We start from the raw sequence: 13,444 nt of genomic DNA on the forward strand, positions 1-13,444 counted from the left end.
TAATATAAAAAGACTCACATGAAAAAATTACTATTTCTTATTTCAATTGTTGCTTTTACGTCGTGTAAAAAAAGTTATTTGGAGAGCCCATCTCTCGGTAGCCTGGCAGCAGAAAATTTCTGGAAAACGGAAAGTGATGCATTGTTGGGTATACATGCCATTTATGATGCTTTGCAGGATCGCATCCAGTATAGCGGTAACCTAAATGGTTTTGCAGCCGCAGGTTTCCCCATGTATGATTGTTTTGGCGATAATGTTTTTAATGCTACGGGTTGGCTGTTTGTAGGACCGGGTAATTATATGTTGGGCAATGTTGATCCTAATTACCAGTTATTTCAAACGCTGTGGGGATCGCTGTACAGGGGTATTGGCAGGGCAAATCTTGCGATTGAAAACATCCAGAAGATGCCGGAAACTGCAATCACTGCTCAGAAAAAAAATCAACTGCTGGCACAGGCTTATTTTCTAAGAGGGTTGTTTTACTCTCATATAGCTGTGTATTATGTGGAGGCACCACTTGTTTTAAAAGTGCAGACATTAGAAGAGGCGCTTGTGCCAAAAAATTCGTATCAGGAAATTTCAGATCAGGTGGTTAAAGACTTGAAATTTGCTGCAGATAATTTGCCTGTTTCTTATCCTGCTGCACAGTATGGTTATGCTACTAAGGGTGCTGCCCTGGGTATTTTGGCAAGATTTTATTTATACAATAAAGATTACCAGGGTGTGCTGGATGCTACTTCAACTCTTTTGACTTTGGGCTATAGTTTGAATGGAAATTATGCTCAACTGTTTACTGAAGCTGGAGAATCGTCTAAAGAAATAATATTTGCAGTTCGGTTCAACCAGGATGTATCTAGTAATAATGAATTGTTTTCAGCAACTTTTTTAACCATTCCAAGGGTTGAATCTGCGCCAATGAAAAATTTAGTGAATGAATACTATTGTACAGATGGTAAACCCATCACAACTTCTCCTTTGTACAATCCGGTTAGTCCCGGTTTAAACAGAGACCCCCGTTGCGGCGCAACAATCTATTTCCCCGGGGATATTTTTCTTACAGATTTAAACAGGGCCTTTACAGGAAATACTGCAACCAAATTTGGACAACGCAAATATGTTAGAAGAGCTGCTTCTTCCACAGGTATTGCAGTTTCATCACCCGGAGGTCAGGATTTTATTGTACTTCGCTATGCAGATGTTTTATTAATGCGTGCAGAAGCATTTCTTGAAACAAACCAGTTGTTGAATGTATATCCATTAATAAACCAGGTGAGAGCAAGGGTGTCAATGCCTTCAATTGAATCAGTTGAAGGAAGCGGCTTATCGCAAACAGCATTGAGAGCAATTGTAAGACGTGAACGACGTGTGGAATTAGCTATTGAGGGTTTACGGTTTTTTGATTTAAAGAGGTGGGGTACTATGCAGGCCGCTTTTCAGGCAGTAGTTGCAGATGCAGTCCCGGGTTATGCTCCTACTTATCGTGGATTAAAATCTGAAACGTTTCCAATTCCAGTTACTGAGTTGAACGTTAATAATAAACTTGTGCAAAATACCCCGTGGCAATAAACCACCTTATTTTTTTACATCTATTTATTAAAAATGAAAACAATAATTATAAATATTTTATTACTGTCAGTTGTTTTTACAGCCTGTAAAAAAACAGAAGGTGATAAATACAATGGATTTCAGTCAAGCAACAATTTAACGATTGCTTCGGGCTTAAATATGGGAGAACAAAGAGTTACGTTAAGCCCAGATTCTATTTATTCAGATATTAATTCCGGCCCTTTGTTTAAAGCATTGCCTGCCGGTTTTGACAATAACATTGCGTCTTTTGATCTGCCGAAAGGTTATATGGTGGTTTTTGCAGAAAATAATGATGGCTCCGGCGAATCGTCCTGTTATGTAGCATCGAAAGCGCCTATCCGGCTTAATTTCTCGCCAAGGCTGAGAGATAAGGTTTCATATATACGCTATATACCAATCGATAATCCTTCAAAGAAAGGTGTTGCGTTTACAGATAGCAATGTGGTGAAACAATTTAATACTTCATGGTATTATGGCTGGAGTATAAACAGACCATCATTTGGACCAATGAATTTTATACCAATGACATGGGGCAAAGGAACTGCTACGGTGGCTGATGTAAATTATTTGGTGGGTAGAAAAGATATCAATCATTTATTGTCTTTTAATGAACCGGATAATTCCGGCCAGTCAAATATTGCCAGCATCGACACTGCCATTGCCAGGTACAGAATAATGATGCAAACCGGATTGAGATTAGGTTCTCCGGCTGTTGAACAGAATAACGCATTTGTTGCAGGTAAATGGTTGCCCATGTTTATGGATTCTGCAAAAGCTAAAAAACTAAGAATCGATTATGTTTGTTTGCATTGGTACGATTGGGGGAATGAAAACAGCAATACAGGCGGTGATACGCTCGTTGCAGAGCAAGTGTTCACAAGGTTTAAAGCGTATGTTGAAAGAGCCAGGTTAACTTACCCTGATCAAAAATTATGGTTAACAGAGTATAATTGTAATCCAAGCAGAAATGCCCGTCCTAATCTGATAAAATATTTTATGCAGTTATCGTCTGAATGGCTGAATACTGTTCCATACGTAGAGCGGTATGCATATTTTCAAACACGCACAGGTGCTGTAGATGCAAACGGCAACTTGAATGATCTGGCAAAATTCTGGAATAGTTTGCCTTCTCCGCCTGTTTTTCCGGTAAACATTGATTAATTAAATCTTATTTGCTTATTTAAAATAACCCCATAATCTATTATATGGGGTTGCTTTTTTGTTCAGCTTCTGTAAACTTGTATTTTCTTAATAAAAAGGAAAGGAATTATGTGAACGTTGTGGAGTGATAACATTTTATACTTGTTATCTAAACGAAAACGAGTTGTAATTGATAAATAATTTTTCTGTTGGTATTACTAGTTAAGTATTGGGAAACCCTGTTAGCTTTAATGTTTATATGCAACCAAGTGTGCTGCACTTGGATTATTGGCAAGGTTTCATGTTTATAATAAAAATTATCAGTGTGTGCTGTATGCAACATCAACTTTGCTCATGCCGGGTTATAATTTAAATACCAGTTACGCACAGTTGTTTACCGAGCAAGATTTGCTGGTCAAGGTTGTGCGATGCCAAATGGTGGCTGGCCTCTCACATTTTATGGTCGGATATTGTAGAACTGTAAAAAGGTTTTTTGGTATGGAAAGTAGACGATAATTATGATTGGATATAACTTACAAAAGGGTTTCAATGTTTTTTACATTGAAACCTTTTGCATATAAATCCATTCTCAGATTCCATTATTTATATAAATAATAAGATGCAATAATGCTAAAATATTTAGTAATTCTGATTATCTTTGTTTCAAATGTTGCCGACAAGAGCTCATATTATTGCCCAACTGCAAAGGGATTTGTTGAAGATTACAGGTATTAAACCTGCAGGCAATTTTGAATCATTGCCTGCAGGTTTGGGCTTTTTAAAGAAACATCTGCCACAGGCAACTTTTCCCCTCGGTGCAGTCCATGAATTTGTGAGTAGCAGTAATGAGAGTAATGCTGCTACCGAAGGCTTTGTGTCGGCATTAATGGGTACAGTAATTAAAACGAATGTGGCAACAGTTTGGATCAGTTCCAAAAAAACATTATTTCCACCCGCATTGAAATTGTTTGGTATTGATCCAGACCGAATCATTTTTATCCACTTGCATAAGGAAAAGGATTTGCTGTGGACAATGGAAGAAGCCTTAAAATGTAATGGACTATCTGCGGTTGTTTGTGAATTGCAGGAGCTGAGTTTTACATCATCACGCAGGTTTCAGTTAGCTGTTGAACAAAGTTTGGTAACAGGATTTATTCTGCGTGTCAATCCACGCAAATTAACAGCAACAGCGTGTGTCAGCCGCTGGCAAATTTCTTCATTAGCAAGTGAAGCAAGTGGTATGCCTGGAGTTGGTTATCCAAGGTGGAATGTGGAGTTATTAAAAATGCGAAATGGGAAACCGGGTTCATGGCAGGTTGAATGGAATGCAGATGCGTTTCGTTTGCATGAGAATTTCGCAGCAATTGAGTTTGAGCAACAAAAGAAAACGGGATGAGATGGCGAAGCGATTTGTGGCGATATGGTTCCGTTATTTAAAAACGGATTGGTTTGTGCGTCGGGAAAAAACATTAAGTACAATTCCATTTGTACTAACCATTCCGGATCATGGACGTATGCTGATTACTGCAGCAAATCAATTAGCAGAACAGGATGGTATTTATAAAGGCATGGTAGTGGCAGATGCAAGAGTGATTATTCCTTCATTAAAAGTGTTGGATGATCTGCCTGGCTTACCTGAAAAACTATTGAAAGGGTTAGGCGAATGGTGCATCCGGTTTACACCTGTAGTAGCTATTGATTTACCAGACGGACTTTTGCTCGATGTTTCAGGTTGCGCACATCTTTGGGGAGGAGAAAAATTATACCTGCAACATATCATTGATCGCTTATGGAGTTTAGGCTATCATGTTCGTGCTTCAATGGCTGATACAATTGGCGCTGCTTGGGCTTTTGCACGATATGGAAGTAGCCCAACTATTATTGAATCAAACAAACAGGCAATAGCTTTACTTGCATTGCCACCAGAGTCTCTTCGATTGGAATCTGAGACTTTTGAACGTTTGCATACTTTAGGACTTCGAAATATTCAGCACTTTATCAACATTCCACGTTCTGTTCTTCGTAGAAGATTTGGGGAAGCATTTATTCAGCGATTAAACCAGGCTTTAGGTTTTGAAGAAGAAATGATCATACCTGTTCAACCCATTGCCGTTTACTGCGAACGGTTGACTTGTCTTGAACCGATCACCACCTTAACCGGAATTGAAATTGCATTGCAACAGTTATTAGAAACTTTGTGCAATAAACTTAAGAAAGAACAAAAAGGGTTACGCACAGCTTGTTTTAAATGCTATCGCATAGATGGGAAAACTGAAACAGTTGAAATAGGAACTAACCGGGCAACAACAAATACACAGCATTTATTCAAACTGTTTGAATTAAAACTATCAACCATTGAACCTGCATTCGGTATTGAATTGTTTACGCTTGAAGCAAAGAAGACAGAAGATGTCTGTTCATCTCAAATAACATTATGGCAACATCCTGCAGGTTTGAAGGATGCAGGTATAGCAGAATTGATGGATCGCATTGCAGGGAAACTTGGTGCACATACCATTCAACGTTATTTACCTGCTGAACATTACTGGCCTGAACGATCATTCAAATCAGCACAACATTTATTAGAAGCAAACACAACAACATGGAAAGTTGACAGGCCAAGGCCATTGCAATTATTACCCTCACCTTCACCAATAGAAGTAACAGCACCTGTTCCTGATTATCCGCCCATGATGTTTCGTTATAAAGGCACATTACATAAAGTTATAAAAGCAGATGGCCCGGAACGTATTGAACAGGAGTGGTGGTTACAGCAAGGACAGCATCGTGATTATTATTATGTGGAAGATGAAACCGGTTGTCGTTATTGGATATTTCGTTCAGGACATTACACCGATGAGTCGTATCAATGGTTTCTTCATGGGTTCTTTGCTTAAAAATTTAGAAGTATGCGTTATGTGGAATTACAGGTAACAAGCAATTTTAGTTTCTTACGGGGTGCTTCTCACCCGGAAGAGTTGGCTGAGCAGGCTGCAGCTTATGGCTATAAAGAGATCGCCATCACAGATCGAAACAGTTTAGCAGGAATTGTAAGGGCACATGCTTCAGCAAAAAAGTGTGGCATAAGGATTATACCAGGTTGCCGACTTGATTTAGCAGATGGTGCAAGTTTACTTGCTTATCCTACCAATAAAGCAGCATATTCCCGGTTGTGTAATCTTCTTTCAACAGGTAATCTCCGTGCTGAAAAAGGTGAATGTCATTTGTATAAGGCAGATGTGTATCTGTATGCAAAAGACATGCTGTTTGTTGTTTTGCCGCCAACAACATTGAATCATGAATTTGATATTGAAGAATCATTTAAACAGAACCTGCAGGAGTACAAACAAAAACTGGATGGCCAATTATACATGGCAGTTTGTCGTTATTATAATGGTGATGATGCAAAATATTTATACAGAATCGCACAACAGTCTGTAAAATTCAATGTGCCGATGGTAGCAACCAATGATGTGCATTATCATAATGTAACAAGAAGAGAGTTGCATGATATTGTTACTTGCATTAGAGAAAAATGTACTATCTACAATGCAGGATTTCGTTTGCATCCCAATGCCGAACGCTATTTAAAACCGGAAGAGGAAATGTTTCGTTTGTTCCGGCATTATCCGGAAGCGATCAGGCATGCTGAAGAAATAGCAGAAGCTTGTCAGTTCTCTTTAGATGAATTGAAGTATGAATATCCTGAAGAGATCATTACCGAAGGACGAACACCACAGGAAGAATTAACACATTTAGCCTGGTTGGGAGCAAAGCAACACTTTGGTGATAACGTACCAACAAAAACAATTGCAGCAATCAAACATGAATTAGCTTTCATTGAACAAATGAATTATGCTTCTTACTTCCTTACGGTGTACGATATTGTACGCTTTGCAAGAAGTCAGAACATTTTATGTCAAGGTCGGGGCTCAGCAGCCAATTCAACCGTTTGTTTTTGTTTGGGGATTACTTCTGTTAACCCCGAAAAATTTGATCTGTTATTTGAGCGGTTTCTTTCAGCAGCACGCAACGAACCACCTGATATTGATGTTGACTTTGAACATGAACGAAGAGAAGAAGTAATTCAATACATCTATCAAAAATATGGCAGAGACAGAGCTGCTATTGTAGCAACTGTTACGCAGCAGCATCAGAAAGGGGCCATTAGAGATGTAGCAAAAGCAATGGGGCTTTCAGTTGACATGATCAATCGTCTTTCACAAGCTGTTGGTTCAATGGGTGAATTTCCTGAAGAGAATTTTGCACAGACTCGTTTTACCGATCAAGGCTTTGATTTTAATGATCAGCATTTGCGAAAAGTATTATCGCTTACCAAACAGTTTATCGGTTTTCCAAGACAGCTCGGTCAACATACAGGAGGCTTTGTCATCACCAGGGGAAAACTAACTGATCTCTGTCCGGTACTTAATGCACGAATGGAAAACCGAACCTGCATTGAATGGAACAAAGATGATATTGATGCACTCGGGTTTATGAAAATTGATGTGCTGGCATTAGGCATGCTTACCTGTATACGTAAAGCATTTGATTTAGTAAAGAAACATTATGGTCCTGAGCTTACGCTTGCCAATATTCCACAAGATGATGCGGCTGTTTATGAAATGATCTGTCATGCAGATACAATTGGAGTGTTTCAAATTGAAAGCCGTGCACAACAATCGATGCTTCCACGATTAAAACCCAGAACATTTTATGATTTGGTAATTGAAGTTGCCATAGTAAGACCAGGGCCCATACAAGGCGATATGGTGCATCCATATTTGCGCAGACGTAATGGAGAGGAACCTGTTGAATATCCTTCGAAAGAGTTGCAAGATATATTGGGACGTACACTAGGTGTTCCGTTATTCCAGGAGCAGGCAATGAAGATCGCTATTGTTGCTGCAGGGTTTACAGCAGCAGAAGCGGACGAATTACGAAGAAGTATGGCAACATTTAAAGCACAAGGGAAGGTTTCAAAGTTTGAAAGCAAACTGATTGATGGAATGATGAAACGTGGATACCAACTGGAATATGCGCAACGTGTATTTCGTCAGCTGGAAGGTTTTGGTAGTTATGGTTTTCCTGAAAGTCATGCTGCAAGTTTTGCATTGCTAGTATATGTATCGTCATGGTTAAAACACTATTATCCCGATGTGTTTGCTTGTGCTTTACTAAACAGTATGCCGATGGGGTTTTATCAACCTGCACAAATTGTGATCGATGCTCAGAAGCATAGAGTGGAAGTGAAGCCGGTTGATATTAATTATTCCACCTGGAATAATCTGCTTGAAGAAAAGTCAGGTAACTACTATATATTACGATTAGGTTTTCGCCAGGTAAAAGGGATGAGGGAAGATGATGTGAATGTGTTGTTGAATGCAAAAACAGGTTTTTATCAAAGTATTGATGAACTACGCATTATCGGTTTATCAGAAAATGTTTTAAAACAATTAGCAGATGCCGATGCATTTCGTTCAATAGGGCTTGATCGCAGACAAGCACTTTGGGAGATGTCAAAAAAAGATACTGCTATAGGAGTGTTTGAGGGGCAAGCAAATGATGATCCTGATGAAAAAGATGTTTCATTGCCTTTGATGAGAAAATCAGAACATGTTGTACATGATTATGCAACAACGGCTCTTTCATTAAAAGCACATCCGGTGAGTTTTGTTCGGGAAAAACTGGGGCAACTTCATGTCATCAACATCAGTGCACTGCCCAATTGCAAAGATGGACAAGTTGTAAAAGTTGCAGGGCTGGTATTGGTACGCCAACGACCGGGCACTGCAAAAGGAGTTTGCTTTATGACCATTGAAGATGAAACCGGTTTTGCAAATGTTGTATACTTTGAAAAATTGTTTGAGAAATTCAGGAAAGAAATATTACAGTCACGTTTAATTATGGTAGAAGGGAAATTGCAGATTGAAGGTGAGGTAATTCATGTCATTGTAAGTAAGTGCTATAATATGACTAAACTTCTAAGACAGCTTACCTCAAATCATGAGAACGAACTTGATAGTCCTACATTATTTGATCATTCGGTAGGTAAACAAAAAAATAAAGTTGCTTCTACTGTTATCAACGAGCAGAAAGTTTTTTCTGAAGGAAGGAATTTCAGATAATAATTGAACAATTGTATTGTTTTTAATTAGCCGATCTTTTTATTTACAAAAATAATGACCTGCCGAAGCAGGTCATTTTGTGTGGAATAAGTACCTCTTAATCCTTTGTTGCAGTAATTTGTCCCCGTATTTCCCCACCCGCATGAAGAGTAGTATGCAGATTATAATACAACTTACCGCTCAATAGGAACTGCTCGGTAGAATCAGGCAAACTAGCTGTGCCTTCAAGTTTTCCGGATGTACCATTAAGCATAATGGTCAATGGAATTAACACGCCTGCATTAGCACCTGCAAATGCTGGCCCATGTATATGCGCCTGTGTTACAGTACCAGAAAGATTTTTCCACTCAATTTTGTATTCCAGCTTATTATCATCGCCATCGTATTCGCCGGTAAGAGTTGCGGTGCCCGTTGTGGTAACTGCCGGTACTTCCTGCGCACCACTAGCTGAACCGCTTAAATTGTACTCCTGCTCATCTTTGTCTTTTTTACAGGCTTCCATACTACCCAAGATGATCACTGCCATCAGGACTAACCAGCCTGTTTTTTTCCATCTTTTCATACTTGTTCATTTTTTTTGTTGATTCTGAAATAAAATTAACTATGAGATAATTCCAAAAATGCGACCAGAGCCTAAGTTTGTGGATAAAAAAATCTTGAAGAGCGATGTTTTGTTGAGAAAAAAAAAGATGATGTATAATATAAATTAGAAATAGTAATGTTGAAGATGCCAATGCAAACCGGCTGTCTCATCGCAAACTTAAACGTGCGCCAATTCCAATATTGATTATTTCATGAAATTTTATTCCTTTAGAATTGCTTGCAAAACTTATAAGCTCCCGGTCGGTAATGCCCAGCTCATAATACAAACCGAATTTGTTTCTTGTAATACCACCTCCTGCAAAAAATGCAATGTGTGCGGCCGTGGGAAAGCCGTAGTAATCAAATGATCCCAGGGAAAGATCATATTGCTTTCCAAATGCATAATTAACAAGCAGGCCGGTTGTAAGTAAATCAAATTTGTAGTTGTTCGACTGTATGGAAACAGGCATCCACGTTAGCTTGCCGGAGATGGAATGAATATTGATGCCGCCAATTTTCTCAGGTACATAACCGTAAAAGAAATCTGCCTGTAATTTCTTCTTTGCAAATTCATAGCCTGTGCCAACTGAAATAAAACCTATTGTTCCTGCAAACTGTAATTTAACATGATGTGGTGCAATGCCTTTCTTTTTTTTTTCTGTTTGTGCCTTGGCGCAAACAGAAAAAATTGAAATATAAACTATCGTGAGCCATGCTTTCATCAATAAAACTTTTCTGATACAGAAAATTCTTCTCCATTCACTGTTATCATTACATAGCTGCGTTTATGAGATGCTGCTGCAACTACGTAAGTTGGCCCGCCCTCGTAAGGTTGTAGCTGTTTGAATTGATGTTCATGTCCATGTAATGACAATCTTGTTTTATGTTGGGCAGTCAATAGCTCTGCAAAATCAGACTCTAGTTTTTTATCGAAATCAACACTGAATGGCGGCACGTGAGAAACAATAAAAATATTGTCTGGCGCCTGGTCATTTAATTGTTGTGACAGCCAGTTAATATCGGGAATTTCTCCATTATAATTTACCTCTCTTGAATTACTGTTAATACATATGAATTTGTTTTTTCCGTAAGTGAAGGAGAAATTTTCAGGGCCAAACATTTCTGTAAAGATCTTTCGGCCATTAGCAAGCATATCATGATTTCCAATGACGGCTACATAAGGAGTTTTCAGTTTCCCAAATTTAGAAGCGATCCAGTTGAATTCTTTATTCAAACCAAAATCTACAAGGTCGCCCGCCACCAATATGAACGAAACATTGTTTAATGAATTAACATGACTAACAAAATCATCCACTTCATCATAAAACCGCTGTGTGTCACCTAATAAAATAAAGTTGAAGGCTGTTTTTGATTCCAGCTTTGCAATTTTTTCAATGTTGCTGCTGTTCAGCGCTTTTTCCTGCGGGCGTATTTCATTTGGATGAAATACAAACCGTTTACACGACGACAGCACCAGTAAAGGCAACAAATAATATAGTAGTTTATTCATAGCTTGTTGCTTACAAAAAATGCAACATACATGCCATTTAAGTTCAATCATTATAATTGCACATAGTATAGATGTTTAGATTGAACAGAGGAAGAACGGGGAAAATATTACCCTTTATCATCAGTTATTGAACTATCATTTCAGCATAAGCGGTAAATAAGATAAAAGACAACAAGAAGTATTGTTGCCTTTGTTATATAAATGTATTTTTAGCAGTCACCATATTTCACTGCAGTAAATTCAATATTCATTTCTTATTAAGAAGCTGTGTAGGAAAAATCCTGTACACCAATTCCTGCTTCGAGCAATATTCCTTTTTTCTTTTTAGCAAATACAAGTACCCGGAACTCACATTTCTATTTCCTACGCTGGCATTATCCAGATCAGTTATAACGGTATATTCTCAGATCTGTATCCGATTCACCCATTAAAGAGACTCCAAAAAAAAACAGGCGTAAGAATCATGCCGGAACTAATACAAACAGCGATGAATTCGTGAGCATTTTTATAGGAAAGAAAATCCACAATTAAGCATTGCAGATGAGTGCTTAAAATAGACGCTGCTTGTGATTTTATTTTTTTTATCACAACATTAAATAAGATGAAAAGCTGATTTGCCAGGCTGAATTGACCTGTTGAAGCGGATAGAAATTTATGCTGTTTAATTCAGTTTGAAACGATATGCCAAAAGCTCAACGATGCTGGTATGTTATTTGTTTCTGCCGCTTTTATAAGATATCAGAAGTGCTTTTTAATTACAGCTTTCTTTAATTACTACAAAATGTCTTCAATACAACATAGCAAGAGAACTTCCGGTGAACATTCAACTTATTGGATTCAATCGACCGCTACAATAGCGTATCCTTCACTTCAAAGCAATATTGAAACAGATGTTTTAGTGATAGGTGGTGGTATAGCTGGCTTAAGTACAGCTTACTGTCTTGCAGGAGCGGGCAAACAAGTAGTGTTGATCGAAGATGGACTCATTGGAAGCGGGGAAAGCGGCCGCACAACGGCACATTTAACGCATGCACTGGATGATCGCTACGATGAATTGCAAAAAATATTCGGCGAAGAGAAAGTAAAGATCATTGCTCAAAGTCATACCGCCGCCATTGACTGGATGGAGCAAGTGATCAACACCGAAAATATTCATTGCGATTTCATGCGGGTAGATGGTTATCTGTTTGTGCATGCCAATGATAAATTTGAAACACTGGAAAAAGAATTTGATGCTACCCGCAAAGCTGGTTTGCCAACCGAACTGTTAAACACTGTGCCCGGTATTTCAAATGTGAAACAGCCCTGTATCCGTTTCCCAAAGCAGGCACAATTTCACATCATGAAATATTTAAATGGTCTTGCACGTGCAATTGAAACGAAAGGGGGAATAATTTACACTGATACACATGCTACAAAGATCAACGAAGGTGAAGTAATTGCTAATGGGTATAAAATAACTGCAAAGCACATTGTAGTTGCAACAAACACCCCTGTGAATGATCTTGTGGCCATTCATACAAAACAATTTCCTTACCGCACGTATGTAATTGCGGGGCTTGTTCCCAAAGGTTATTTAGAACCTGCGCTCTGGTGGGATACGGGTGATCATAATTCTAAATGGATCACACATCCATATCACTATGTAAGGTTGCAGCCGTTTACCAGCCAATATGATTTGTTATTGTCCGGAGGTGAAGATCATAAAACGGGGCAGGCCGATGCAGAAGGTATCCCTGAAACAGAACGTTATGCCCGGTTAATAGAATGGACACGTGAGCATTTTCCAACAATGCAGGAGATCGCTTACCATTGGTCTGGTCAGGTAATGGAGCCATTAGATTCATTGGCATTCATTGGAAAAAATCCGGGCAGCGAAAACATTTACATCATTACAGGTGATTCAGGAAATGGAATGACACATGCAACCATTGGCGGCTTATTGATCACCGATCTTATTAACGGAAAGGAAAATAATTGGGAGGATATCTACAAACCTACACGCATTCCATTGAAAGTTGCCGGAAGTTATATCAAGGAAGCATTAAGTATGGCAGGGCAGTATGTTGACTGGGTATCGAAAGGAGATATTAAATCATTTGATGAGCTTCAGAATGGCAGCGGCGCCATTGTAAGTGACGGGTTGAGAAAACTGGCAGCTTATAGAGATAGCAAAGGAGAGTTGCTTGTATATAATGCTTCCTGTCCTCATTTAGGTTGCGTTGTTCAATGGAATGCTGATGAAAAAACATTTGATTGCCCATGTCATGGTTCGAGATTTTCAAAAGAAGGAACGGTTGTTAACGGACCTGCTATTTCAAAGCTTAAACGTATTACTGTAAAAGAGCCGGAGAAGCACAATGCATAGAGCCGGTTGCTGTAATTACCTCTTACATTATGGCACCACAAAAAAGTATAACACGCTTAATGATAGTTGAAAACAGGTATAAGAACAAGTATTCAGTTGCTGCTTGCGGGCTTGCTAATTGCTTTGGAA

At 38.7% G+C, this 13,444-nt stretch carries 9 protein-coding genes; 6 read left to right on the forward strand and 3 right to left on the reverse strand.

Features of this window, described 5'->3' with window-relative positions; genetic code table 11:
- The first annotated feature begins 18 nt into the window (after positions 1-18).
- The 5 genes from WG954_RS15100 (at position 19) to WG954_RS15120 (ending at position 8,855) form a co-directional block, all read left to right on the forward strand.
- Positions 19-1,566 carry a RagB/SusD family nutrient uptake outer membrane protein gene (locus WG954_RS15100; protein WP_340437512.1) on the forward strand — a complete coding sequence of 516 codons (1,548 nt, stop codon included), beginning with the start codon at positions 19-21 and terminating at the stop codon, positions 1,564-1,566.
- Positions 1,567-1,599: 33 nt separating this feature from the next.
- On the forward strand, positions 1,600-2,748 hold the full coding sequence (locus WG954_RS15105; protein WP_340437514.1) for a glycosyl hydrolase: 1,149 nt from the start codon (positions 1,600-1,602) through the stop codon (positions 2,746-2,748).
- Positions 2,749-3,439: 691 nt separating this feature from the next.
- Positions 3,440-4,123, forward strand: a complete 684-nt coding sequence (locus WG954_RS15110; RefSeq protein WP_340437515.1) for an ImuA family protein — start codon at positions 3,440-3,442, stop codon at positions 4,121-4,123.
- A gap of 1 nt (position 4,124) precedes the next feature.
- Positions 4,125-5,624 carry a Y-family DNA polymerase gene (locus WG954_RS15115; RefSeq protein ID WP_340437516.1) on the forward strand — a complete coding sequence of 500 codons (1,500 nt, stop codon included), beginning with the start codon at positions 4,125-4,127 and terminating at the stop codon, positions 5,622-5,624.
- 12 nt (positions 5,625-5,636) lie between these two features.
- A complete protein-coding gene (locus WG954_RS15120; RefSeq protein WP_340437517.1) occupies positions 5,637-8,855 on the forward strand; it encodes an error-prone DNA polymerase in 3,219 nt (1,072 codons plus the stop codon).
- Between the two features lie 97 nt (positions 8,856-8,952).
- On the opposite strand, the gene WG954_RS15125 is transcribed toward WG954_RS15120, so the two are convergent.
- The 3 genes from WG954_RS15125 to WG954_RS15135 all read right to left on the reverse strand — a co-directional run bounded on the left by WG954_RS15125 (position 8,953) and on the right by WG954_RS15135 (position 10,947).
- Positions 8,953-9,417, reverse strand: coding sequence for a CHRD domain-containing protein (locus tag WG954_RS15125; RefSeq protein WP_340437518.1), 465 nt, complete (start codon positions 9,415-9,417; stop codon positions 8,953-8,955).
- A 187-nt stretch (positions 9,418-9,604) separates the two neighbouring features.
- Positions 9,605-10,159: a hypothetical protein gene (locus WG954_RS15130; RefSeq protein WP_340437519.1), complete on the reverse strand. Its 555-nt coding sequence runs from the start codon at positions 10,157-10,159 to the stop codon at positions 9,605-9,607.
- On the reverse strand, positions 10,159-10,947 hold the full coding sequence (locus WG954_RS15135; RefSeq protein WP_340437520.1) for a metallophosphoesterase family protein: 789 nt from the start codon (positions 10,945-10,947) through the stop codon (positions 10,159-10,161). Before WG954_RS15135 ends, WG954_RS15130 begins: the two co-directional genes overlap by 1 nt.
- A gap of 781 nt (positions 10,948-11,728) precedes the next feature.
- On the opposite strand from WG954_RS15135, the gene WG954_RS15140 reads away from it, so the two are divergent.
- A complete protein-coding gene (locus WG954_RS15140) occupies positions 11,729-13,315 on the forward strand; it encodes an FAD-dependent oxidoreductase (RefSeq protein ID WP_340437521.1) in 1,587 nt (528 codons plus the stop codon).
- The last annotated feature ends 129 nt before the right edge of the window (positions 13,316-13,444 follow it).

The organism is Lacibacter sp. H375 (genome assembly GCF_037892425.1).
Classification (GTDB): Bacteria; Bacteroidota; Bacteroidia; order Chitinophagales; family Chitinophagaceae; genus Lacibacter.

Excerpts from the sequence above, each read along its gene's own strand:
- WG954_RS15135 (WP_340437520.1), bottom strand. The coding sequence starts at position 10,947 with ATGAATAAACTACTATATTATTTGTTGCCTTTACTGGTGCTGTCGTCG.
- WG954_RS15130 (WP_340437519.1), bottom strand. The coding sequence starts at position 10,159 with ATGAAAGCATGGCTCACGATAGTTTATATTTCAATTTTTTCTGTTTGC.
- WG954_RS15140 (WP_340437521.1), top strand. The coding sequence starts at position 11,729 with ATGTCTTCAATACAACATAGCAAGAGAACTTCCGGTGAACATTCAACT.
- WG954_RS15105 (WP_340437514.1), top strand. The coding sequence starts at position 1,600 with ATGAAAACAATAATTATAAATATTTTATTACTGTCAGTTGTTTTTACA.
- WG954_RS15120 (WP_340437517.1), top strand. The coding sequence starts at position 5,637 with ATGCGTTATGTGGAATTACAGGTAACAAGCAATTTTAGTTTCTTACGG.
- WG954_RS15100 (WP_340437512.1), top strand. The coding sequence starts at position 19 with ATGAAAAAATTACTATTTCTTATTTCAATTGTTGCTTTTACGTCGTGT.
- WG954_RS15125 (WP_340437518.1), bottom strand. The coding sequence starts at position 9,417 with ATGAAAAGATGGAAAAAAACAGGCTGGTTAGTCCTGATGGCAGTGATC.
- WG954_RS15115 (WP_340437516.1), top strand. The coding sequence starts at position 4,125 with ATGGCGAAGCGATTTGTGGCGATATGGTTCCGTTATTTAAAAACGGAT.